This is a genomic window from Acidimicrobiia bacterium (genome assembly GCA_036396535.1).
GTDB lineage: Bacteria > Actinomycetota > Acidimicrobiia > Spongiisociales > UBA5794 > DASWKR01.
In genome coordinates this window covers 20,156-43,464 of record DASWKR010000016.1, presented here as the reverse complement: position 1 = coordinate 43,464, position 23,309 = coordinate 20,156, and the positions used below count along the sequence as shown (strand labels likewise).

The window sequence follows — 23,309 nt, the reverse complement described above, 5'->3', positions numbered from 1 at the left end:
GCGGCCGGAGACATGGCCGCCGCCGGTATGCACACCGTGCGAGTGGGAACCGGTGCGCACCGCTCCGACGCCGTTGCCTTCTACCGCCGATCGTTTCGCGAGGTCGGACGAACCGACTGGTGGAGGGGTGTGCGGTGAGCGTCAGGTCGGGCGGTGGCCGGCGGCGAGGGCGCCCTCCTGAGAGTGGTAGAGCCAAACTGGTCCGTCCCACCGCCCGCGGGAGGCAGTCCGGGTAGCGCTGCAAACATTCGCCCATCTCGAAGCGGAGTTCCGAGCCCGCATCGGCGACCGGAATGTCGATCATCTCCGCAGCGCCCCGGAAATGGAATGGGGAGAGCCTCCACCAATGGGCCAAAGCCCAAGCGACCGCAGCGGCTGACGCCGACAGTCCAGGTCGCAGATCTCCAACTCATGAGCCGGGATGCTTGTGAGCGTCGGGTGGGTCTCCACGTGGGCGGTAGCGAATCAGCCACCGCTGTGGGAACGCAGACGCAGGAGTCAACGACATGGGTGGGTACGTAGACATCGACGGCCTCAACACGTGGTACGACGAGGACGGAGGCGGCGAGCCCCTTGTCCTGCTGCACGGCGGGCTCTGTACCAACGAGACCTGGTCGGCGCAGACTCCCATGTTCGCGGAGCGCTTCCGCGTCCTGGCGCCGGAACGGCGTGGTCACGGTCACACGGCCGATACGCAGGGCCCTTTGACATATGCCGACATGGCCACCGACACCGTTGGGTTCCTCGACAGGGTCGTCGGTGGGCCTGCGCATCTGGTCGGCTGGAGCGACGGTGGGATCGTGGGTCTGATGGTCGCAATCGCACGCCCCGACCTCGTCCGCAAGCTGGTCGTGATCGGCACGAACTACGACACGAGGGGCGTCGCTCCCGAGGTGGAGGAAATGTTCGCGAACATGGCCCCCGACACCGCTGACATGGCGATGTTTCGCGGCTTGTATGAGACGCACTCACCTGACGGGCCCGAGCACTGGCCGGTCGTGTTCGGAAAGTTCGTGGAGATGACACAGCGCGAGCCACACATCCAGGTCGACGAGCTTGCCCTGATCTCGTCGCCTACTCTCGTGATCGTGGGCGACGACGACATGATCTCCATCGAGCATTCCGTAGAGCTGTTCCGGGCTATCCCGAATTCGCAGCTGGCCGTGGTCCCCGGCGCTTCTCATGCGGTCCTGATGGAGAAGCCCGACCTCCTCAACGGCATCGTGCTCGATTTCCTCGAGAACCAGCCGGTGGCAACGATGTTGCCGATTCGGAGGGGCGCGACCGGTGCGGAGACGCATTAGCTGAGGCAACGGAGACGTCCGGAAACACCTGATTCGTGGCCACTTCATGGGCCCAGGCCCACGCCGCGTCGAATCGAATGATCCGCTCGACGCCATCGAGCCTCCCTACTGATACCTTCACGTCGGACTGTGTGATCTCCCCACTCCAACGCGTAGAACCGTTTTGTCGGGCTGCACGGACACAAGCGGGGGCCGCGACGGATACGGCTTGGAGATCTACGGATCAGAAGGTTGGGCGCATCGAGTAGGTCCGGTGTGCTAACTGAGCCCGTGCGCGTTGGAGGTCGTCGTTGCCGAACGTCCGTCGGATTGCTGCCGATGGCGGCGAGGCGCCGGCTCAGCTGCGGGGGACGCTCTTCCATGGCAGGTCCTTGTCGACGCGCGGCTCGCCGGGAAGTCCCAAGACCCGCTCGCCGAGGATGTTCTTCATGATCTCGGACGTGCCGCCCTCGATCGAGTTCGCCCGCACCCTCAAGAAGCGGCGTCGCAGGTCGGCGTCGGCCGCCTCGTCGTGGACCTTGTCGTACAGGTCGTACAGCATGGCCTCCGGTCCCATGAGCTCCGTCGCCAGCTCGTAGATCCTCTTGTTCAGCTCTGCGTAGACGAGCTTGGCGGTCGAGCCCTCGGGGCCCGGTGTACCGGCCGACCGGTTGACGCTGGCCCGCAGGTTCGTAAGTCGCGCCACCTCGGCCTCGACCCACAGCTTCATGACGTCGTCCCGCTGCCGCGGCGTCCCGCCTCGCTCCTTCCAGACCGTGACCAAGTCTTCGATGGCGCCCTCTCCCCGGCCTTGGACGTTCCCGCCGATGGCGACCCGCTCGTTCATGAGAGTCGTGAGGGCCGCTCGCCAACCGGCGCCGACGTCGTCGATGCGCATCGAGTCCGGGATGCGCACATCGGTCATGTAGACCTCGTTGAACTCGACATCTCCCGTGATCTGACGCAGCGGGCGCACGTCCACCCCTGGGGCGCGCATGTCCATCAGGAAGTAGGTGAGCCCTTGGTGCTTCGGGGCGTCCGGGTCGGTTCTGGCGACGAGCATTCCCCAGGTAGCGACCTGTGCGACGGTCGTCCACACCTTCTGGCCGTTGACGATCCACTCGTCGCCATCTCGGGATGCCCGGGTCGACAGTCCGGCGACATCCGATCCGGCGCCGGGCTCCGAGAAGAGCTGGCACCAGATCTCCTCTCCCGTGAACAACGGCCTGAGGAGACGGGTCCTCTGCTCGGCGGAGCCGTGTGTCACGAGCATCGGAGCGCCCATGCCGTGCCCGATGACGTCGACGCGGCGCGGACGGTGGCTCGTCGCGGCGTCCAGCTTGGTGTCGACGACCTCCTGAAGCCGAGGGGCGAGGCCGAGGCCGCCAGAGCCTTCCGGGAAGTGAACCCAGGCTAGGCCCTTGTCGAATTGGGCTCCCATGAACTCATACCGGTCACCACCCGGGTCGGCCTCGACGAGAAGCTCGTCGACGAGGTGGTCGACCAGGGCAGCGTCGTGGTCCGTGCCGTCATCGGCTGTCATCTCGAGCAACCTAGCGCCGCCCGGCGGGAGGGCCGGTGTCAGTCTGCGAGTCGGGAGACGATCGCACGCGAGAGGTCGGCAACCATGCCGTCCGTGCCGGCCGGGGGATCGGAGAAGAACACGAACACCGACACTGCGAAGATCTCCCCGTCGGCGCTGGCGACGATTTCGATGGGCCCCCGGTCGTTCGGGTAGAAGGCCTCGTCTCCGATGCCTGCCACGTCCGTGGTGCCCCCTCGGTTGTCTTCGAACCCGCTGCGGACACCGTCGAAGCTCGACGCCTCGCCGAAGTGGAAGACGCTCAGCGACTCGACAGGCCCACCACTGATCTCGAATTCGCAGTTGCGTGCTCCGCCCTCCACGCCCGCTGCGACGGTGCCACCGAACGCCTCCTGAACCATGGCGGCGTCGGCGAGGTCGCACGGCGAGTCGATGTCGGCGCCTCCACCGTCGCCTCCTCCGCAAGCGGCAAGTGCCGTCCCGAGCAGCAGCGTCGCCATAGATCGTTTCATGCCCGCCCCAATCGTCCACTTCGTGTTCAGTGCGCCCCGGCGCACCGTAGCGGTCGGGCTTTCGGCAGGCTTCAGGGCGTCGAGTGGGCGGCCGGCTACTCGCCCGGCACGTCGTGGCGGTCGTCCGGCGGTGTCTCCCGCCGGCGCCGCTCAGCCCAGCGGACGGCCAGCAATGCCGCCAGGACCGGCACGACGATGTAGAGCACCTCGTCCCATCCGCCCTGGTGCGCGACAACGAATGGCATCAGCCGGCCAGTATCAGGAGGCCGACGCTGGTGAGCAGGACCATGAGAACCAGCATGGCGTACTGACTGGTGGTCGCCCTTTCCCGCCCGAAGTCTGCGAGTGCCCGGTCGTGCGACAGGACCACCCCTGCGATGTGGCCGGCGACGATTGTCGCCACCTGGATGTACCAGATCGCCAGCGAGGGCAGGAACTGAACCGACACCCAGTCTGCGGTTCCGAAGAGGTCCCAGCCGAGCCCGAAGGGGTCGCTGGCCGTGCGGAACAGGAGTTGTCCCTCGAACAGCATGAGCGTGAAGTAGTGGGCAAATGCGTAGGCGAAGCCGATCGGGACGAGGGTGTGCGCGAACCTGCGGGCGACGTCCAGGGTCGCACCGGTCCCCGCCAGGCGAGCCGCGGCCCACGACGCCGCCAGGTAGGCGAGTCCGACGAGCATGACGACGGCCACCAGAGCCACGGTCCCGAACCACGTCTCGCGGGTCAGGTCGCCGAAGGCCTCCCCCCACCACGTCGAAGACGATGCCCCGTCATACGTGACGGTGCCGATCATGGCGACGGTGAATGCGGCGACGCCCTTGCCTTCGGGCAACGCCGGGAGCGCTCTCAACCAGCCGCGGTGCACGACGCGGACGCCGTGCTCGCCGCGCTCGACCGCGATCGGGGCGATCGAGCCGATCAGCCGGTTGTAGGTCGCGAACGCCTCACCGATCCTGAGTCCCGTCTCGACACCCGCCACCGCCGTGATCACGAGCACGTACAGCGTGTAGACGATCGCCGCGATGGCGAGCGTCCGCGGGAAGACGTTGTCCGGTGACACCAGCTCGAGCCAAGTGAACGCCACGAACGCGACCGTTGCAGGCCACACGCCGAAGTCGGCCAGCAGGTCCGGTCGCTCCTGCCTGTCTCCGTTGGCCCACCTGGCGATGCTGCGGAACGGGCTGGCGTACGGCCACAGGTCGCCGAGCACCACAGCCAGGTACGGCACGACCAGCCAGAAGAACACGAAGACGAGCACAGGTCCGATGTTGTTGCGGCTCTCGGTGCCGTCGATGATTCCGCCGAGCAGCACCAGGGCCAAGCCGACGAGGCCGATCAGCTTCAGCAGGGGCGGCAGGGCGCCGAGGACCGTCAGGCGCGACGACCGGTCGAACGGACCGTCCTGCATCCGCGGCGTCGTCCATCTCGAGGCGACGACGAGGAACGAGACGACGATTGCGAGACCGGCCCCGACGATGAACAGCTCGAGCGGGACGGGCAGGTCCTCTCGGCCTCCGATGCCATGGGCGTGCGCCGGCGTCGTCCCGACCGCCGTCACCGCCGCCACCACGAAGCCGAGGACCGACAGGCGTCGGATCATCGCACGATGATCTCGAGCAAGGGGAGCCTGGCATCTTCGAGCTCCACCTCGAAGATGCCCTCGCGGTCCGCCGTGAACGACAGCTCGACGGTGCCGCCCGCCTCGACGTCGGCGAAGACGTCGTAGCCGTGCAGGTGGACCTCGTCGGCGACGTCGCTCGTGACCCGCAGCACGACATCGCTGCCGAGCGAGACCTCGACCTGCCCGGGCCCTGCGACCTCGCCACCCGCGACCGAGACCTCGATCACCGTCGGTCCGGGGGTAGAGGTCGACGTCGCCCCGGCGGTCGTCGTGGTCTCCTCGCCCGCCGTGGTGGTGGGCGAGGCCGACGTGGTCGGGATTGCCGTGGTCGGGGCCGTTGTCGCCGTCGTCTCAGCAATGGTGGACGTGGTGGTCGCGCTGGTGCCGCATGCAGAGATGGCGGCGACGAGAACGACGATGCCGAGCATCATGGGGCGTTCGGTGCGGCACATCCCGGCAACGGTAGTGGCGGTTCGGTTCGAGCCCTTCTGTCTACCCGTCTTGCCGAATCATTCACATATGCGTATATTTCGGCCATCATGGGTTACCGCATCGGGATCGCCGGCGCCTCGGGGTACGCCGGCGGCGAGCTCATCCGGCTCGTCGACTCGCACCCGGATCTCGAGCTGCACTACCTGGCAGCCAACACGAGCGCAGGCAAGCACCAGCGTGAGGTCCATCCGCAGCTGTCGAACGGGGATCGAGTCCTCTCGCCGGTCGACGTCGATGCGATGTCCGACCTCGACGTCGTGTTCCTGGCGATGCCCCACGGAGCGTCTGCCGTGCCGGCCATGGGGCTGCTCGACCGCGGAGTGCGCGTGGTCGACCTCGGAAGCGACTTCAGGCTCGACTCGGCGGCTCGCTACTCCGAGACGTACGGTGGAGAGCACCCGAGGCCCGACCAGCTCGGCCGCTGGCCGTACGGTCTGCCCGAGCTGTTCCGCGAGTCGATCCGCGGCGCAGACCGCGTCGCAGTCCCCGGCTGCTACCCGACGGCAGCTGCGCTCGCCCTGGCGCCGCTCGCCCGGGCGGGCGCCATCGCCGGGACCTTCGTCGTGTCCGCCGTATCCGGCGCGACCGGAGCCGGCAGATCGGCGGACGAGTCCTTGTCATTCGGCGCCGTCGCCGAGGGAGTCCGACCGTACAAGGTGGGCGTCCATCGTCACAGGCCCGAGATCGAGCAGGCGATCGCCGCCCACTCCGGGATGGCGGGTGTGGCAGTCGCCTTCACCCCGCATCTCGTCCCGATGCAGCGCGGCCTGCTCGCAACGTGCCACGCCACGGCGCCCGGCGGGGACGCGGCCGCCCTGCGGAGCATCCTCGACGAGGCGTACGCAGGCGAGGCCTTCGTGTCCGTGATCGACGACCCGCCTCAGACTCGCTGGGTCGTCGGCACGAACCGGGCGTTGCTCGGCTTCCACCTCGACAGAACCGGCACCGCCATCGTCATGTGCGCCATCGACAACCTCGTGAAGGGGGCTGCGGGGCAGGCAGTCCAGTGCGCCAACCTCATGCTGGGCCTCGACGAGACCAGCGGCCTCCCAACCGAGGGGTGGCTGCCATGAGCGTCACTGTTCCGCATGGCTTCCTCGCCGCAGGCGTCGCCTGTGGCATCAAGCCCTCAGGCGTCGAGGACCTCGCTCTCGTCACCGCCGTCGAACCGGCCGTGGCCTCGGCCGTCTTCACCGTCAATCGCGCCGCCGCCGCTCCGGTGAGACTCAGCAGGGAGCATCTGGGCGCCGGCCCGACGGCCAGGGCATTCGTCGTCAACTCCGGATGCGCCAACGCGGCGACGGGGGAGCGAGGCGAGGTAGCTGCCCGCGCCATGGCTGTCCGGACGGCATCGGCGATCGGGTGCGCCCCGAGCGACGTGCTCGTAGCCTCCACCGGGACCATCGGAAGTCACCTCCCGGTCGACCTCGTCATGCGAGGCATCGATGCGGCCGCCGGCACCGTGTCGGCGGGGCACGCGGCCGACGCCGGCGCCGCCAGGGCGATCATGACGACCGACACGGTTCCCAAGATGGCTTCTGCATCGATCGGGGGCGTCTCCGTGGGCGGCATCGCCAAGGGTGCCGGGATGGTGAGGCCCGACATGGCGACGATGATCGTCGCTCTCACCACGGACGCTGTGGTCTCACCCGGCGACCTCGACATCGCTCTCCGGGCGGCCGTCGACGACTCGTTCCACGCCCTCAACATCGACGGCTGCCCATCGACGAACGACACCGTCGTCGTTCTCGCCTCGGGCGCCTCCGGGACGAGGCTGGCGTCGTCGGACCTCGCACCACTGCTCTCGTCGGTGTGCCGGGAGCTGGCCCACCAGCTCGCCGAGGACGCCGAAGGAGCCTCGCGGGTGGTGACGATCGATGTGACAGGGGCCGCGGACGACGGCGAGGCGAGGGCGCTCGGTCGGTCGATCGGTGACTCGGCCCTCGTGCGGTCGGCGTTCCACGGAGGCGATCCCAACTGGGGCCGGATCGTGGGGGCGCTCGGGGCGGCATCCGTGCCGGTGAACCTCGACTCCGTGCGCATCGACTTTGCAGGTGTGACGGTCGCGTACGACGGCGTGGCGTCCGAGTTCGACGAGGACGCTCTCGTCGAGGCGCTCGCCAAGGGTGACTTCACGGTGGCCGTCGACCTGAACCAGGGACCCGGAGCCGCCACGGTGCTCACCACCGACCTGACGCCCGACTACGTGCGCTTCAACTCCGAGCGGAGCTGACATGGCGACAGGACACGGCAGCCCGCAGGCGATGAAGTCGCGGATCGCATCGACGATGGGGAAGGCTCGGATCTTCAGCGAGGCCCTCCCGTTCATCAAGGCCTACCGCAACGCGACGGTGGTCATCAAGTACGGCGGCTCGGCGATGGTCGACGACCATCTGCGCTCGTCGTTCGCCGACGACGTCGCCATGCTGCACTATGTCGGAATGAAGCCGGTCATCGTCCACGGCGGTGGCCCGCAGATCTCACGGGCGATGGGCCAGCGCGGCATCGAGCCGCAATGGGTCGACGGCCTGCGCATCACGGACGCCGAGACCATCCGCGTCGTCCAGTCGACCCTGGCCGGTGAGATCAACCCTGACATCGTGCGGCTCGTCAACTCCCACGGCTCCGTGTCGGCAGGTGTCAACGGTCTCGACGGCAACCTGTTCGTCGCCAGGCCCAAGGACGAGCGGCTCGGATTCGTCGGCGAGGTCACCGCCGTCGATCCCGGCATCGTCATCAGCCTCCAGGAGCGCGGCTACGTCCCCGTCGTCGCTCCGTTGGCGAGAGGCGAGGACGGCCAGACGTACAACCTCAACGCCGACACTGCCGCGGCGGCGCTGGCAACCGCCATCGGGGCGGTCAAGCTCGTCTACCTGACAGACGTCGAGGGCCTCTACGGTGACCTCGGCGACGAAGGGTCGCTGATCTCGCGCATCTCCGTCTCCGAGTTGCGCGACCTCCTCGACGGCGGTTCCGTCTCGTCCGGGATGCTGCCGAAGCTGGAGTCGTGCATCGACGCCATCGAGCACGGGGTCGCCAGAGTCCACATCCTCGACGGCAGGGTGCAGCACGCCGTCCTTCTCGAGATCTTCACGCCCGAAGGCATCGGAACGATGATCACGAAGGAGCTCGTGGCGTGACCCCGAGCGCCGCCACCCGCCGCCGACTGGTTCGCAGGCTCATCGACGGCGAGGAGATCGCCAGCCAGCAGCAGCTCGTGCAGCTCCTCGCAGACGCCGGCTACCCGGTGACCCAGGCAACGGTCTCGCGTGACCTCGATGCCCTCGGAGCGGTCAAGGAGAGGAAAGCGAACGGGCACACCACGTACGTCATCGACGACGAGCGCTACGCGCTCACGCACGAGGAGCGCTCGGCAGGCAGGGCACTCGTCGACTTCGTCGAGTCGATCTCGGTCTCCGGGAACCTGGTCGTGCTCCGCACACCTCCCGGCGCGGCCCACTTCGTGGCGAGCACGATCGACGGAGCGGCGATACGCGGCATCTTGGGCACCGTCGCAGGGGACGACACCTTGGTGATCGTTGCCTCGGAGGACGCCGGTGGAGGGGCCGTGGCCAAGCGCCTCGAGCAGATGGGAGCCGGGTGATGGCACGCAGCGACGTGAAGCGGGTCGTGCTGGCATACAGCGGGGGCCTCGACACGTCCGTGATCCTCCGCTGGATCAAGGAGGAGTACGGCGCCGAGGTGGTGGCATACACCGCCGATGTCGGCCAGGGCGACGAGGTCCTCGAGGCGCACGACAAGGCCTTGGCGACCGGTGCCGTCGACGCCGTCACAGACGACCTGCGCGAGGAGTTCGTCCGCGACTTCGTGTTCCCCGCCTTGCGGGCCGCCGCGGTCTACGAGGGCTACTACCTCCTCGGCACGTCGCTCGCCAGGCCGGTGATCGCCAAGGGGCTCATGGCGGCGGTCAAGGCGACCGGCGCCGACGCAGTCGCTCACGGGGCGACCGGCAAGGGCAACGACCAAGTGCGCTTCGAGCTGGCGGCATACGCCCTCGACCCGACGATCAAGGTGATCGCACCGTGGCGCGAGTGGGCCATGCGGGGAAGGGCCGACTTGATCGGATACGCCGAGGAGCACGGCATCCCGGTGCCGGTCACGCCGGACAGGCCGTACTCCATGGACGCCAACCTCCTCCACATCTCGTACGAGGGAGGCGTTCTGGAGGACCCGTGGGTGGCGCCTCCGAAGGGCATGTTCCGGATGACCGTCGACCCGTGGGAGGCTCCCGACGTGATGGAGACCGTGTCCGTCGAGTTCGAGGAGGGCAATCCGGTCTCGGTGAACGGGGTCCGGCTCGGGCCCGTCGAGCTGCTGGAGAAGCTCAACGATGTCGGCGGCCGGGCAGGCGTCGGCAGGATCGACATCGTCGAGAACCGGTTTGTCGGGATGAAGTCCCGCGGCGTCTACGAGACGCCGGGCGGCACGATCCTCCACCACGCCCACAAGGCAGTCGAGTCGTTGACGCTCGATCGAGAGGTGGCTCACCTGCGCGACGAGTTGGCGCCTCGTTACGCCGAGATGGTGTACAACGGCTTCTGGTTCTCCCCGGAGAGGCAGGCGTTGCAGCAATTCATGGACGACATCCAGAAGCGCGTCAACGGTGAGGCTCGGATCACCGTCTACAAGGGCAACGCGATCGTGGACGGCAGGCGCTCGGACACGGACAGCCTCTACGACGAGCGAACCGTCACGTTCGAGGCAGACGACGTGTACCACCAGGGGGACGCCGCCGGGTTCATCAGGCTCCAGTCGCTTCGGCTGCGCACGTTCGCCGAGAAGCGCCTCGGGGGAGGCGAATGACGCTCTGGAGTGGGAGGTTCTCCGAGGGCCCCGACCCGACGCTGTGGGATTTCACGGTTGATCACTCGGATCGCAGACTGCTGGGGCACGACGTCGCCGGCTCGATGGCGCACGTTGCGATGCTCGGAGAGGTCGGAATCCTCACCCCGGGCGAGACGGAGGCCATCCAGGGTGGTCTGGCCGCCGTCGCAGCAGAGGTGAGTGACGGCGCCTTCGTCTTCCTCGACGGAGACGAGGACGTGCACTCCGCCGTCGAGCGGAGACTCGGCGAGCTGATCGGCCCCGTGGCGGGCAAGCTGCACACCGGGCGCTCCCGTAACGACCAGGTGTGCCTCGACCTGCGGCTCTACCTCAGAGACGCAGTCGACCTGCGTATCCGCGAGATCGAGGACATGGTGCGTGTCATCCTCACGAAGGCGGCGAAGGCAGGCAGGACGGTGGTCGCTTCCTACACCCACCTCCAGCAGGCTCAAGCGATCCCGCTGGCGCATCATCTGCTGGCGTACGGGTGGATGCTGATTCGCGACGTGGACCGGTTCCGGCGGGCTCGCGAGCGAATCGCCGTCTCGCCGCTCGGCGCCGGCGCTTCAGCCGGCAGCAGCCTTCCTCTCGATCCGGCCGCGGCGGCGCGCCACCTCGGCTTCGAGGTCGTGTTCGCCAACTCCCTCGACGCGGTCGGGTCGCGTGACTTCGCCGCCGAGTACGCATTCTGCTGCGCTCAGACGATGGCCCACCTTTCTCGCATGGCGGAGGAACTCGTCTTGTGGAGCACGACCGAGTTCGGGTGGGTGTCGTTCTCCGACAGGCACACGACCGGCTCGTCCGCCCTGCCGCACAAGAAGAACGCCGACATCGCCGAGCTCACGAGGGGCAAGGCCGCCGCCGTGACGGGCGACGTCGTGACACTCCTCGCCATCCAGAAGGGGCTGCCGCTGGCCTACAACCGCGATCTACAGGAAGACAAGGCCGCGGTCTTCCGCGCCGACGACGCCGTGCGTGGCGCGCTGCGCGCCATGGCCGAGCTGCTGTCCGGGGCCGAGTTCCGTCCCCCTCCACCCTCGTCGTGGGTGCTGGCGCTCGATCTCGCCGAGATCCTCGTGTCTCGCGGCGTGGCGTTTCGGACGGCCCACCAGGTCGTCGGAGGGCTCGTCGCCAGGCTGATGACGCAGCAGCGCACCCTGGCGGACGTGACACCGGACGAGCTGGCAGTCACCCACGAGGCCTTCGAGCCGGGTGACGTCACGCTGCTCGATGTCGAGACGTCGGTGCGCCGGAGGGTGTCGAGCGGTGGCGGCTCGTTCGAGTCGGTTGCCAGGCAGCTCACCGCCCTTGCTGCGTTGGTCCCGGCCTGACCGGCGACGCCCTGCCGGTCGGGCGCTCGCCTGACAGCTTGGGGATGGTGGGGCCCCCTCGACTCGGGTCGCAGGGCGACCGCTCGCCGGTCCCCCGCCGAGCGGGAGACAGCGTTTGTGTGGCCGTCCCCGGTTTGCGGCGTCGGCCACCCGGCGGTCCAGAGCCGAGGTCACCAATTGGACGACGCACCACTAGGCGGCCGCCTGGTCGGCGGGTGACGTGCAGACCTCGCACGACGGCAATGGGCAACGGTCGACGAGCCGGGCCTCGATCCCGAGTGCCGCGAGCAGTGCGACGGCTTGGTCCCCTCGGCCGTCCTCGATGGTGTGCCGTCCGACCGGTCCACTGGGTGGTACCACGCTTTGGCGGGTGCTTCGTATGTCGGTTCTCATGCCGACAACGTACCTACCCGGTGCGACAGATTCCGATGCCGCTCACGCTAGGGGAAGGAAGTATCGGTAGTTGGCGGCGAAGTGGCAGGTCGACCCGACGATCACGAAGACATGGAACAGCTCGTGCGCCGAGAACACGCGGGGCCACAGCCGCGGGCGGCGGGTCACCATGAACACCATGCCGACCGTGTAGAACACGCCTCCGACGGCGATGAGGATCACGGCAGCCGGACCGCCGGCCTGCGCCATCGGCCAGAGGATGGCGACCGCGAGCCAGCCCATCGTCGTGGCGAGTGCGATCGAAAGACGCTGGTCATGCCGAGGGAAGGCGAGGTGCTGCAGGATGCCTGTGATCGCGATGCTCCAGGCGACGAGGAGGGTGAGAAGAGCCAAGCGGCCGCCGAGGGCGGCTGCCACCGGCGTGTACGTGCCTGCGATGAGCACGAAGATCATGGCGTGGTCGGCCCGCTGCATCCTGACCTTGTTGCGTGGCCCCCACGGAATCGAGTGATACAGGCTGCTCGTGACGTAGACGGCGACCAGCCCGATGCCGAACACCAGCCCCGCCAGCATCCCGGTCACGGTGGTCGCCCGCAGCATCAGTGCGATCGTCGCCACGAGGGCGGCAACCGCTGCCGTGCCGTGGAGGAACCCGCGCACCGGGTTCTCCATGCGGCCGAGCTTGAGTCTTGCCTCTTCCACTACCTCTACTTCGGTCCGGCGCTCTGCGAGCTGGAGTGGCGCCGTTGCGAGAGCTTACGCGCAGCAGCGGGTTACGGCAGGTGTATCGAAGTCCGTCGCCGGCCGGGCCGAGCGGTCAGTCGTTGAGGACGCCCCGCAGCGACTTGGCCGCCGCGAGGGCATCCTGTCCGGCGTCGGCCAGGCGGGGAAGCTTCGCTGAGCGTCGCGAGTAGAACGAGCCCGTGCGTCCGGACGCGGCCGCGTCATCGTCCTCCCGGCGCTTCGTTGCGGCGTCGACGTCCCGGCGGCGCTTCTCGGCGGCGTCCACGTCCGGAGCGGGGGGCTCCGGCTCCTCGGCAGCGATCTCCACTTCCGCCTCCACGGGCGGCACTTCGACCTCTTCGTCCTCCTGCGCCGAGTCGTCGTCCGTTCCGTCGATGCCGACGTTCATCCACGCATCTCCGTCGACGGCGGCATCGAGCGAAGCCTCCACTCCGGCGAGCGTTGCCAGCAGACGGTCGGCCACAGCTGCGAGCGCAGAGTCCTCACCCGACGGCGCTGCGGGGGCCGGCGGGCTTGGTTGCGCTGCGGGGGCCGGCGGGCTTGGTTGCGCTGCGGCCGGCTCCTCGGAGACCTCAACGCGGTCGGCCGCCACCGCCTGCACGGGGACGGCAGGCGTGGGGACGTCGAGCGCGAACGGGGAATCCACCTCCGGCCTGGCCATCTGCGAGCCGGCGGCATTCACGTCCTGGAGCGTCTCGGACATGGCGGCGGAGAGCGCAGACAACTCCTGGAGTGACACCGACATCGTGCGCAGCTCGGAGACGAGCCGCTGGTATGCCGTCGACATCGTCCCGATGCGGTCCCCGACCTCGGCGTGCAGGTCCCGCATGCGCGACTCGAGCTCGCGGACGCCGGCCGCATCGGGCGGAGCGGTCGAGAGACTGTGCTCCAGCTCCTCGATCCGCTTCGTGGCCCGCTTCAGGAGCTCGGCGTTCAGCCGGCTCGGGGCGTCTGAGGAGTCGGCCCGCTCGATGTACTGGTTCACCTGCTCGATGTCGTAGCCGCTGTCGACCACGTCGAATTGAACGTCACCCTTTGGATTGGTCATCGCCTTCCATTGCTGGCAATGCCGCAATGATCGGCATGACGCCCTTGGCGCTGTAGAGAATCAGCGGGACCGGGAGAGCCCGGCACGCTTGAGGACGGCCGCCGGGACGCCCGCCTCGCGCCAAGCCGCGTAGCTGATGCCCTTCCGCTGCGAGTACGCCTTGGCGTTCTCGACGAAGCCCCGCTCCAGCTCGGAAGCATCCGTGGAGTGCTCGAGTGAGTCGAGTTGGTTCCGCGCGTTGAGCCGCTGCTGAAGCAAACCGACGCGACGAAGTGGATCGGCATTGGCGGCCAGCTGCGACTCGAGACGGGCCAGCTTCGACTTCAACGAGGAGGCGTTGACAGGTCGACCCGGCCTGCGACTCGCCATTCCCTCCAAATATTGCTTGATCGCCTTCGACTCTTTGCGTCCCTGCGCGAGCGCAGCTTTGTGCTCCTTGGACATCGCCATGACGATGACAGCTCCTTCTCCATGATTGGGGCTCGACTACCTGGTGCCGCCACATTCTCGCGCATGACTTCCCGCTGCGCACAAATGGCGGCAGATCTCGCGGCGAGCAATAGCATTGGACTCGATGGCCCGCACCAGAGACATCCTCACCAAGCCCCTCTACCGCCTCTACGAGGCGCGCCTCGTCGCCGACCTCGACAAGGGCAAACTGCCCCGCCACATCGGCGTCATCCTCGACGGTCACCGGCGCTACGCCCGAGTCGAGGGCCTCCCGGACTATCGGGCGAGCTACCGGGTCGGCACGGACAAGTTGATCGAGTTCATCCACTGGACTCGGGAGCTTGATGTGCCCGCCGTCACCTGCTGGCTGCTGTCCAAGGAGAACCTCGGCCGCGACACCGGCGAGCTCGACACCCTGTTCGAGGTGTTCGTCGAGCTCTTCGAGAGGATGCCATCGGCGATCGGCGACCACGACGTCTCGGTGCGGTTCATCGGCTCGCTCGACCTCGTGCCCAGGGACGTGGCCGCAGCTGCCAAGCGACTCGAAGAGGAGTGCTCCGGCGGCAAGAGGCGGATCACGCTGGCGCTCGGCTACGGCGGCAGGCAGGAGATCGTCGACGCAACCCGAGACCTCGTCACGAAGCTCGCTGCAGAAGGCATCGCCGCCGATGCGATCGCCGACCACATCGACGCCGACACGCTGGCGAAGCACATGTACACCGCCGACCTCCCCGACCCGGATCTCGTCATCCGCACGAGCGGAGAAGCCCGCCTGTCCGGCTTCCTGCTGTGGCAGTCGGCATACGCCGAATACTCGTTCGTCGATGTGTTCTGGCCGCAGTTTCGCCGGGTCGACTTCCTGAGGGCACTACGCGACTTCACTCGAAGGGAGCGCCGATTCGGCAGATGAGCCGACTCCTCTCACCCGGGTGGGAATCGGCTGGTTCGGATGCAGCGGGACGTGATGGCGGCGAGTAGGTCGTGGTCGGGTTTGCAGGTGTAGAGGGCGCCGCGATGCGCTGGTTGCAGAGTCGGCGGGATACCAATCCGGTTCGTTTGAGCGGCTTGGTCAGGTTCTCGACCGCTTCGGTGGTCCGTCGTGGCGCCGACCTGGTGGCTGGCGACGCTCCGGTCGTACCGTCGTCTGGCGGGGCTGCCTCGGCAGTGGACCTCGGATGGGCAGGAGTCGTCTCCGAGATCGTCGGTTGGTGCGGCCACGAGTTCCGCGACCGGGTCGGGGTGGCCGATCACCGATACAGCCTCGACTCGGACGCCGTCGCGGTCGCTCGCTGCGAGTAGCTTTCGCTGATGGCATCCACCCACGCCGCCGTCCACGACGGTCGAAATGAACACGTTCTCGTCTATGTCAACGGTGTCCTCCACCCTCGTGACGAGGCGAAGATCTCCGTGTTCGACAGCGGATTCCTGGTCGGAGACGGGGTTTGGGAGGGGGTGCGGCTCCACCGGGGGACGCTTGCTTTCCTCGATCGCCACCTCGATCGCCTGTACCGGAACGCCGCGGCCATCGACCTCGAGATCGGAATGTCTCGGGAGGATCTGAGCGCCGCTCTCTACGACACTGTCGAGCGCAACGGCATGTCGGACGGTGTTCACGTGAGACTCATGGTCACTCGCGGCGACAAGTCCACGCCGTCACAGCATCCGAGCAACCTCGTCGGAGGGCCCAACATCGTCATCATCGCCGAGCACAAGCAGGCGGACCCGGCCGTGCGTGACGGCGGGATCGCCCTCTTCACGTCGACGGTGAGGCGGCCGGGTCCCGACGTCCTCGACCAGAAGCTGAACTGCCACAGCAAGCTCCACGAGGTGATCGCCCTCATCCAGGCGATGAAGGCGGGCGCAGACGAAGCGCTCATGCTCGACGTCAACGGCGCAGTGGCGACATGCAACGCCACGAACTTCTTCATCGTCACCGGCGGGGAGGTGTGGACGTCGACGGGGCAATACTGCCTGAACGGCATCACTAGGGGACTCGTCATCGAACTGTGCAGGGCGCACGGCATCCCCGTCCACGAGAAGGACTTCTCGCTCACCGACGTGTACGGAGCGGACGAGGCGTTCGTGACCGGGACGTTCGGCGGGCTCACGCCGGTTCGCGAGGTGGACGGCCGAGCCATCGGTGCCCCGGGAGCCGGCCCGGTGACGGGGCGGCTCACAGATCTCTATCGGGAGGCGGTCGAGGCGGCCGCCGGATGACGATCCGGATCTACCTCGTCTCGGGGCCGCGCAACATATCGACAGCGCTCATGTACTCGTTCCGGCAGCGTTCGGACACGACGGTCTACGACGAGCCGTTGTACGGGCACTACCTGGCCTATACGGGCATCGATCACCCAGGCGGTGACGAGGTCATGGCGATCGAGCCGACCGACGGGGAGGCCGCCATCCGCGACATCATCCTCGGCGACTACGACACGCCGGTGGCCTTCTTCAAGTCGATGGGCCACCACACCCTCGGCGTCGGGCTCGACCTGTCGTTCCTCGATCGGGTGACGAGCGTCTTCCTGACCAGGGAGCCGCGGGCGATGCTCACGTCGCTCGTCGAGAACCTGCCGGAGGCGACCGTCGAGATGACCGGGCTCCCGTACCAAGCCGAGCTCGTGAGGCGCATCGTCGCGGGTGGCGGGTCGCCGATCGTCGTCGACTCGAAGCAGATCCTCCTCGATCCGAGCTCGGTGCTCTCGGAGCTCTGTCGCCGCATCGGAGTACCGTGGGATCCCGCCATGCTGACGTGGCCCGCCGGTCCCAAGCCGGAAGACGGTGTGTGGGCGAAGCACTGGTACGCCACCGTGCACAGGTCGACCGGCTTCGCACCCTACCGGGAGAAGGTGGCGGAGCTGCCCCTCCGCTACTCGGCGCTCCTCGAAGAGTGCGAACGGCACTACCGCGAGCTGGCGCCTTTCAGCATCGTGGCGCGGTGAGGTGGAACCGGACGCGGAGCGCAAGGCGTCTGACGCGCATGAAACGTGCACTCCTCATCCTCGGTATCGCCCTCACCGCTTGCTCGTCGACAACCACGACGTCGACCGCCACTCCACCAACCGAGGATCTCTGGAACGAGACGTATTCGATCGTCGGCCTCGTCGTGTCGGGAGCAACTCGAGCGCTCGTCCCCGACTCGAACCCTTCGATCACCTTCAACGGGGCGGACATGAACGGAACGACCGGGTGCAATTCGTTCTTCGGCACCTTCAGCGTCGACGGTGACTCGATCTCGCTCAGCCAGCTCGGCCAGACGGAGATCGGGTGCGAGGAGCCTCTCACCCTCCAGGAGCAGCAGATCATGGCGGTGCTGGCGGCAGCCGACCGTTGGAGCGTTGAAGGAGGCATCCTGACGGTCGGGGCATCGGACGGCACGGGAGCGCTCGAGCTGGGCCGGGGCGAAGGACCGCCGGCCGACGCCGGCCTCGAGGGAACCCGCTGGGTGCTCGACACGCTGGTCGACGGCGACACCGCTTCGACTCCGGTGGCGGGCGCCGAGGCGACGCTCACGATCGAAGGCGGCGAGGCCGGTGGGGAGTCCGGCTGCAACAGCTTCGGCGGCCGCGTCACGGTCGATCCGCCGACCATCACGTTCGATGAGATCACCACCACCGAGATGGCTTGCGACCAGGCGGTCATGGACCAGGAGGCGTTCGTCTACGACGTCCTTGGCCGCGCCACGAACTTCTCGATCGACGGTGACCTGCTCACGATCGACGCCGGAGGCCGCGCCCTCGTCTATCGCGCCGCCTAGCTCTGTCGATCTCGTCGTTCCTGCGTCCCACCATCGCATATCGGCGACCGGGGGACGCCGGAACGGTCAGCGGGTCCGCATCTCGGGGTCGAGGTGCTCGCAGTCGTTGAACGTCCGCAAGCTGAACACATGGCCGCCTGCCAGGGGAACCGCCTTGAGCCGGGCGAACGATGCGTGACCGAGCACGAAACGCTCCCACTCCCACGGGGTGGGCTCGACGCCGAGGAGCCAGCCGAGGGCCACGGCGTTGGTTCCCCCGTGGGCGACGATGACGATGCGGCCGACGTCTCGACCCTCGATGCGCCACATCTGACGGTGGGTGTCGGGCACGACGTTGCGTTCACCGAGCAGCCGGAGCAGGCTGGCCGTCACCCTGGCGTGGAAGTCCCGGAACGACTCGCCGCCATCCAGGCCCTCCCACCAATCCGCCGCCGGGCGGTCGCGGGCCTCGCGAAAGATGCGCTGCACCGTCTCCTCGAGCTGCCCGTCCCAGTTCGGCATGCGGATCTCGGTGAGCTCGGCGACCGTGGTCGGCTCGATGCCGATGGCGCCTGCGATCGGATCCGCAGTCTGAACGGCCCGTTGTGCGGTCGAGACGAGGATCTCACTCGTCGGGACGCGATCGGAAGCGAGACGTTTGGCGGCGCGATGCGCCTGTTCGAAGCCGAGCTCGGTGAGCGCCGGGTCGGGTTGGGAGAGCCCGTCGATCGCCCACGCAGGCTCGCCATGCCGCACGAAGACGATCTCCACACCTGGGAGAGTAGCGCCGTCGCTCATGCCAGGGTTGCTCCACTCCGATCGTGCCACCGCGGGGTTTTGCGGCTGACGATCCGCATTCTCGGCGAACTCGCTCAGAAAGAACCGAAGGCCGCCGAATGGCGGCCTCACGGTTCGGGCTTAGACGGGAGGTAGGAAGGCATCCTGTCTGAGTACGCTTATCGGCACCCGCCGCGACATCTTGAGGACTTTCTTGGAGAATTTCGAACAACTCAAAAAGGGACTAGTCACCCACCTCGTCGACCATGCCTTGCGCACGGACGGCCCGTTTCAGCTCAGCTCGGGAGGGTGGTCGGACTGGTATCTCGACGGGAGACAGACCACGTACGACGGCGACGGCGGCCGGCTCGTCGGCTCGTGCGTGGCCTCGATCCTCAGCGACCGCGTCACCGCGGTCGGAGGGCTGACGATGGGTGCCGACCCGGTGGCGATCGCCACGGCGATCGTCTCGCCCGGACTCAAGTCCTTCTCGATCCGCAAGGAGGAGAAGGCCCACGGCGTCGGCGGTCGGGTCGTCGGTCCGGTGACGCACGCCGACGTCGCGGCGATCGTCGACGACACGACGACGACCGGCGCGTCACTCGTCGAGTCGGCGAAGGTGCTGGCGTCCGAGGGAATCGACGTCGCCCAGGCGATCGTCGTCGTCGACAGGAGCGGGGGGGCGGCACGCCGCGCCATGCGCGACCTCGGCATCCCCTTCCATGCCGTCGTGGTCCCCGGAGACCTCGGAGTCGCATGAGCGTTCAGCTCACCGTCGAGCGGTCACCCATCCGCCAGTTCCTCATCGGCTTCGCCGGAGTGGTCCTCATCGTCACGGCTCTCGACATCCTCTGGTGGCACGTCCTCTCATCGGCGCCGACCGTAGGGGACGACGGCGGCCTGACGACTCGGGGGATCGTCGAGCGCCGCCAAGACATCCTCTGGTCGAGCCTCTTCGTGGTCGTCGGTGTGCCGCTCCTCTTCGTCGGCATCGTCGGGCTCTTCAGGCGGGCACCTGTCGTCGAGCTGAGCGACGACGCGCTCTACCTGAGGATCGCCGGGCCGAGCCGCGGCGTTCGCATCCCGTGGAGCGAGGTCCTCTCGGTGAGGTCGGGCTCCGAGGACGACGATGGGCGCGTTCCGGGCAGGCAGCTGCTCATCGAGGTCGCCGACCCTGCCATGTACCCTCCCGACCCGTGGGCCGCAGAGTGGGATGGCAGCGTCCTCCACGTCGACGCCGACGCCTGGGATGTGCCGGCCGAGGAGGTCGCGGTGCACTGCAACCTCGCCCTCGCACGGCTCGTCGGGAGTCGCCGCGAGCCGGGCGATCCTCCCGAGCAGCAAGGGGGAGATTGAGATGCTCATCGGAGCGCACACGGGCGGGGCCCATCCTCTCGCCGAGGCGGAGGAGAGGGGAGCCGACCTCATCCAGCTCTTCCTCTCCGACCCGCAGGGCTGGAAGAAGCCGAGCCCACGACCGGACGCAGACGAGCTACGTGCCTCGCCGCTGCCGATATACGTCCATGCTCCGTACCTGATGAACGTGGCTTCGCCCAACAATCGCATCCGGATCCCGAGCAGGAAGAACCTCGCACAGGCCGTCGAGGCGGCCGAGACGATCGGCGCGGCGGGCGTGATCGTGCACGGAGGGCACGTCGGCGACGACGAGGCGGTCGCCGTCGGCTTCGAGCGCTGGAGAAAAGCTCTCGAGACGATCGAAAGCCCCATTCCGATCCTCATCGAGGACACCGCCGGCGGAGGCAACGCCGTCGTCAGAGAGCTCGCCAACTACGGCCCGTTGTGGGACGAGATCGGCGACCTCAACGTCGGCATCTGCCTCGACACGTGCCACGTCTGGGCGGGCGGCGATGACCTGGCGGCGGGAGTCGGCCTCGTTCGGGGGTTGACCGGCCGGGTCGACCTCATCCACTGCAACGACTCCCGAGATCCACACAACTCGCGCCGCGACAGGCACGCCAACCTCGGTCACGGCGAGATCCCGCCCGAGCTGCTGATCGACTTCGTGCGCGACGCCGGCGCCCCCGTGGTCGTCGAGACACCAGGCGACGCCGGAGACCACGCAGCCGACATCAAGTGGTTGCGCGACCAGTTCTGAGTGATGGGTGTACCTCCGACCCCCTCCTACACTCCATGCCGAGGTGGGCTGAGGGCAAGCACCGGGCCGGGTTCGTTGGGGGCGAGGATCGACCGAGGCGGCGGTGACGGCCGAAGCCACCAGAGACATGCCATCGGATGGAGCACTCCCTTGAGATCGATGCCGGCAGCCGTCCTCTTGCTCGCCATCGCGACGGCGTGCGGCGGGAGCGATGTAGCCACGACGACCGCCGGTCCGGCGACGACGGACGCGCCGACCACGACGGCTGCGGCGACCAATCCCGGCGCAGTGGCCGGGGAGGGCGACGTCGTGTCGGTTCACTACGTGGGCACCCTCGACGACGGCGAGCAGTTCGACTCGTCCCGTGATGGCGGCACCCCGTTGACGTTCACCGTCGGGTCGGGTCAGATGATCCCCGGCTTCGACCAGGCGGTGCGCGGTATGGCGGTGGGTGACCTGAAGTCGGTGCGGATCGCGGCCGGCGACGCATACGGCGAACGGGACGACGCGCTGCTGATCGAGGTCGGCATCGACCAGGTGCCCGAAGGTGCGCAAGTCGGCGACCAGCTCTCCACCTCGGACGGCCAGACCGTGGTCGTGGCGGAGATCGACGGTGACGCCGTGCTCATCGACGCCAACCACCCGCTCGCCGGCCAGGCTTTGACGTTCGAGATCGAGCTGTTGAGCATCGGCTAGGGGTGGTCAAGTGGAGGTCAGGGGGGCAGCGGAGACAAGAGGCCTGACCGTCGCCGGTTTGCGTGGCTGGATCGGCCTCTCGGTGTGGGTGCTCGCCATCGTCTTCGCTCTCCTGTTTGCGGTAGTCGCCGTGTTCGTCGGGTACAGGATCGCCTCGGCCGACGAGATCGTGGCGGGCGTCACGGTGGCGGGGCACGATGTGTCCGGGTTCGGCGAGTCCGACCTCGACCAGCTGATGCGTGCCCTCCAGGGGGGGCTCGACGTCGTCCCGCTCACCGTGGCGGCGCCCGGGTACTCGCTCGAGACGACGACCCGGGCTGCCGGGGTGTACATCGACGCCGACGCCGTGAAGTCGGAGGCCATGTCCATCGGGCGGACGGGCAGCGTCTTCGACCAGTTCTCCTCATGGTTGGCGGGCTTTCGCGAGGATCGCCAAGTCGACCTCATGTATGCGGTCGACCCGAACGCGATGGACGCCCTGGTCGACTGGGACGAGGGCCGGATCGTGCGGGAGCCGGTCGAGCCGGCCTTCACCGGGACCACCGGAGGCTTCGAGGTCCAAGATGCGATCGACGGGGCAGTCGTCGAGGCCGGCGACGTCGTGGCGGCGCTCGAGGGGGCCGTCGCCGCCGGCCCGCCGCCGTACGCTCTCACTGTCGAGTCGACCGTCGTGCCGACCCAGGTGTCGCAAGCACAGCTCGAATCTGCTCTCGCCGAAGCCAAGGCGCTGACGAGGCGCATCCCCGCCAAGGTCGGCGACCGCATCGCCTTCATCAGCGCCGATGTCGTGCGCAGCTGGATCGACGGGTCGACGACGGATTCCGGCCTGGTCCCCCTCTTCGATTCCGAGCGTGTCGAGCCCGGCATCGAGTCGCTCCTCGCCGACCTGGCCGACCCGCTACCCGACCCGATCTTCGACATCGTCGACGGGGAGGTGCAGTACACGCTCGGCGAGCCTGCCCGAATGTGCTGCGGGCCTGGTGTCACCGACATCGTGAGAAAGACGGCCGAGAGGGGAGGGATCGCCGACCTGCCGACGAGGCTCGTCGAGGAGGATGGCGGCATCGGGCGAGTCGAGGCCATGGGCGTCGAAGAGGTCATCGGCGAGTTCACGACGCGCCACGCCTGCTGCGAGTCTCGCGTGACGAACATCCACAGGATCGCCGATCTCGTCCGCGGTCAGGTGATCGACCCGGGGGAGCGCTTCTCGGTCAACGAGTTCGTCGGTCCGCGGACCAGGGCGAAGGGCTTCGTCTCGGCGGGCGTCATCGAGCGAGGGCATTTCACCGAGGACGTCGGGGGCGGCATCTCCCAGTTCGCCACGACTATGTTCAACGCTTCGTTCTTCGCAGGTCTCGACTTCGACTCGTACCAGTCGCACTCGATCTACATCTCCCGATACCCCTACGGGAGGGAGGCGACGCTCAACTTCCCCCAGCCGGACCTCGCAGTCGTCAACAACACGCCGTACTCGATGCTCGTATGGACCAGCTACACGAGCGCCTCGATCACCGTGCAGCTCTACTCGACGCCGTACTTCGAGGTCGAGCAGACGGGGCAGCAGTCCGGCAGGGTGTCTCGCTGCACCAGGGTCAACACGTTCCGGCAGCGCACCGCCCCCGACGGTTCCGTCATCGACGACGCGGTGTTCGCCACCTACCGTCCCGGAGAAGGCCTCGACTGCAACGGCAACCCTATCCCGGTGCCCGGCGGCTGACGGGG

26 protein-coding genes are annotated in these 23,309 nt (G+C 67.8%); 17 read left to right on the top strand and 9 right to left on the bottom strand.

Annotated features, from left to right (window positions below):
• Positions 1-506: 506 nt before the first annotated feature.
• Entirely contained in the window at positions 507-1,304 is a 798-nt protein-coding gene (locus tag VGC47_02400; GenBank protein ID HEX9854141.1) for an alpha/beta hydrolase, read from the top strand.
• 337 nt (positions 1,305-1,641) lie between these two features.
• Here the strand turns inward: VGC47_02400 and VGC47_02395 are convergent, their stop codons facing one another.
• The 5 genes from VGC47_02395 to VGC47_02375 all read right to left on the bottom strand — a co-directional run bounded on the left by VGC47_02395 (position 1,642) and on the right by VGC47_02375 (position 5,411).
• Positions 1,642-2,826, bottom strand: a complete 1,185-nt coding sequence (locus VGC47_02395; protein HEX9854140.1) for an acyl-CoA dehydrogenase family protein — start codon at positions 2,824-2,826, stop codon at positions 1,642-1,644.
• A 38-nt stretch (positions 2,827-2,864) separates the two neighbouring features.
• Positions 2,865-3,338 carry a hypothetical protein gene (locus tag VGC47_02390; GenBank protein HEX9854139.1) on the bottom strand — a complete coding sequence of 158 codons (474 nt, stop codon included), beginning with the start codon at positions 3,336-3,338 and terminating at the stop codon, positions 2,865-2,867.
• A 95-nt stretch (positions 3,339-3,433) separates the two neighbouring features.
• Positions 3,434-3,583 (bottom strand): hypothetical protein, encoded by a 150-nt coding sequence (locus tag VGC47_02385; protein HEX9854138.1) that lies wholly within the window; start codon positions 3,581-3,583, stop codon positions 3,434-3,436.
• The gene (locus tag VGC47_02380; protein HEX9854137.1) at positions 3,583-4,938 is read right to left on the bottom strand and encodes a hypothetical protein; all 1,356 of its coding nucleotides are present in this window, start codon (positions 4,936-4,938) and stop codon (positions 3,583-3,585) included. The genes VGC47_02385 and VGC47_02380 overlap by 1 nt, the downstream gene beginning before the upstream one ends.
• Positions 4,935-5,411, bottom strand: coding sequence for a hypothetical protein (locus VGC47_02375; protein HEX9854136.1), 477 nt, complete (start codon positions 5,409-5,411; stop codon positions 4,935-4,937). The genes VGC47_02380 and VGC47_02375 overlap by 4 nt, the downstream gene beginning before the upstream one ends.
• A gap of 87 nt (positions 5,412-5,498) precedes the next feature.
• On the opposite strand from VGC47_02375, the gene argC reads away from it, so the two are divergent.
• The 6 genes from argC to argH are packed head-to-tail and all read left to right on the top strand — an operon-like array spanning position 5,499 to position 11,627.
• Positions 5,499-6,524: an N-acetyl-gamma-glutamyl-phosphate reductase gene (gene argC, locus VGC47_02370; protein ID HEX9854135.1), complete on the top strand. Its 1,026-nt coding sequence runs from the start codon at positions 5,499-5,501 to the stop codon at positions 6,522-6,524.
• A complete protein-coding gene (gene argJ / locus VGC47_02365; protein HEX9854134.1) occupies positions 6,521-7,684 on the top strand; it encodes a bifunctional glutamate N-acetyltransferase/amino-acid acetyltransferase ArgJ in 1,164 nt (387 codons plus the stop codon). Before argC ends, argJ begins: the two co-directional genes overlap by 4 nt.
• Position 7,685: 1 nt before the next feature.
• Positions 7,686-8,591 carry an acetylglutamate kinase gene (gene argB, locus VGC47_02360; GenBank protein HEX9854133.1) on the top strand — a complete coding sequence of 302 codons (906 nt, stop codon included), beginning with the start codon at positions 7,686-7,688 and terminating at the stop codon, positions 8,589-8,591.
• Positions 8,588-9,055, top strand: a complete 468-nt coding sequence (gene argR / locus VGC47_02355) for an arginine repressor (protein HEX9854132.1) — start codon at positions 8,588-8,590, stop codon at positions 9,053-9,055. Before argB ends, argR begins: the two co-directional genes overlap by 4 nt.
• Entirely contained in the window at positions 9,055-10,275 is a 1,221-nt protein-coding gene (locus tag VGC47_02350) for an argininosuccinate synthase (protein HEX9854131.1), read from the top strand. The genes argR and VGC47_02350 overlap by 1 nt, the downstream gene beginning before the upstream one ends.
• The gene (argH, locus tag VGC47_02345; protein ID HEX9854130.1) at positions 10,272-11,627 is read left to right on the top strand and encodes an argininosuccinate lyase; all 1,356 of its coding nucleotides are present in this window, start codon (positions 10,272-10,274) and stop codon (positions 11,625-11,627) included. The genes VGC47_02350 and argH overlap by 4 nt, the downstream gene beginning before the upstream one ends.
• Before the next feature lie 435 nt (positions 11,628-12,062).
• On the opposite strand, the gene VGC47_02340 is transcribed toward argH, so the two are convergent.
• The 3 genes from VGC47_02340 to VGC47_02330 form a co-directional block, all read right to left on the bottom strand.
• Positions 12,063-12,722 (bottom strand): hemolysin III family protein, encoded by a 660-nt coding sequence (locus tag VGC47_02340; GenBank protein ID HEX9854129.1) that lies wholly within the window; start codon positions 12,720-12,722, stop codon positions 12,063-12,065.
• Between the two features lie 115 nt (positions 12,723-12,837).
• The gene (locus VGC47_02335) at positions 12,838-13,812 is read right to left on the bottom strand and encodes a hypothetical protein (protein HEX9854128.1); all 975 of its coding nucleotides are present in this window, start codon (positions 13,810-13,812) and stop codon (positions 12,838-12,840) included.
• Between the two features lie 60 nt (positions 13,813-13,872).
• Positions 13,873-14,262: a hypothetical protein gene (locus tag VGC47_02330; protein ID HEX9854127.1), complete on the bottom strand. Its 390-nt coding sequence runs from the start codon at positions 14,260-14,262 to the stop codon at positions 13,873-13,875.
• Positions 14,263-14,386: 124 nt separating this feature from the next.
• On the opposite strand from VGC47_02330, the gene uppS reads away from it, so the two are divergent.
• From uppS to VGC47_02305, 5 genes are all read left to right on the top strand, one after another.
• The gene (gene uppS / locus VGC47_02325; GenBank protein ID HEX9854126.1) at positions 14,387-15,172 is read left to right on the top strand and encodes a polyprenyl diphosphate synthase; all 786 of its coding nucleotides are present in this window, start codon (positions 14,387-14,389) and stop codon (positions 15,170-15,172) included.
• 146 nt (positions 15,173-15,318) lie between these two features.
• Positions 15,319-15,561: a hypothetical protein gene (locus tag VGC47_02320; protein ID HEX9854125.1), complete on the top strand. Its 243-nt coding sequence runs from the start codon at positions 15,319-15,321 to the stop codon at positions 15,559-15,561.
• Positions 15,562-15,570: 9 nt separating this feature from the next.
• The gene (locus VGC47_02315; GenBank protein HEX9854124.1) at positions 15,571-16,479 is read left to right on the top strand and encodes an aminotransferase class IV; all 909 of its coding nucleotides are present in this window, start codon (positions 15,571-15,573) and stop codon (positions 16,477-16,479) included.
• The gene (locus VGC47_02310; protein ID HEX9854123.1) at positions 16,476-17,204 is read left to right on the top strand and encodes a sulfotransferase family protein; all 729 of its coding nucleotides are present in this window, start codon (positions 16,476-16,478) and stop codon (positions 17,202-17,204) included. The genes VGC47_02315 and VGC47_02310 overlap by 4 nt, the downstream gene beginning before the upstream one ends.
• A gap of 38 nt (positions 17,205-17,242) precedes the next feature.
• On the top strand, positions 17,243-18,019 hold the full coding sequence (locus VGC47_02305) for an META domain-containing protein (GenBank protein ID HEX9854122.1): 777 nt from the start codon (positions 17,243-17,245) through the stop codon (positions 18,017-18,019).
• Positions 18,020-18,085: 66 nt separating this feature from the next.
• Here the strand turns inward: VGC47_02305 and VGC47_02300 are convergent, their stop codons facing one another.
• Positions 18,086-18,796 carry a histidine phosphatase family protein gene (locus VGC47_02300; GenBank protein ID HEX9854121.1) on the bottom strand — a complete coding sequence of 237 codons (711 nt, stop codon included), beginning with the start codon at positions 18,794-18,796 and terminating at the stop codon, positions 18,086-18,088.
• A 193-nt stretch (positions 18,797-18,989) separates the two neighbouring features.
• Here VGC47_02300 and VGC47_02295 point away from each other — a divergent pair, with 193 nt between their 5' ends.
• The 5 genes from VGC47_02295 to VGC47_02275 all read left to right on the top strand — a co-directional run bounded on the left by VGC47_02295 (position 18,990) and on the right by VGC47_02275 (position 23,304).
• Complete coding sequence (locus VGC47_02295; GenBank protein HEX9854120.1) at positions 18,990-19,535, top strand: orotate phosphoribosyltransferase; 546 nt, start codon at positions 18,990-18,992, stop codon at positions 19,533-19,535.
• Positions 19,532-20,131 carry a hypothetical protein gene (locus VGC47_02290; protein ID HEX9854119.1) on the top strand — a complete coding sequence of 200 codons (600 nt, stop codon included), beginning with the start codon at positions 19,532-19,534 and terminating at the stop codon, positions 20,129-20,131. Before VGC47_02295 ends, VGC47_02290 begins: the two co-directional genes overlap by 4 nt.
• A gap of 1 nt (position 20,132) precedes the next feature.
• A complete protein-coding gene (locus tag VGC47_02285) occupies positions 20,133-20,891 on the top strand; it encodes a deoxyribonuclease IV (protein ID HEX9854118.1) in 759 nt (252 codons plus the stop codon).
• Between the two features lie 159 nt (positions 20,892-21,050).
• A complete protein-coding gene (locus tag VGC47_02280) occupies positions 21,051-21,587 on the top strand; it encodes a peptidylprolyl isomerase (protein ID HEX9854117.1) in 537 nt (178 codons plus the stop codon).
• Positions 21,588-21,645: 58 nt separating this feature from the next.
• Positions 21,646-23,304 carry a VanW family protein gene (locus VGC47_02275; protein HEX9854116.1) on the top strand — a complete coding sequence of 553 codons (1,659 nt, stop codon included), beginning with the start codon at positions 21,646-21,648 and terminating at the stop codon, positions 23,302-23,304.
• Positions 23,305-23,309: the final 5 nt, after the last annotated feature.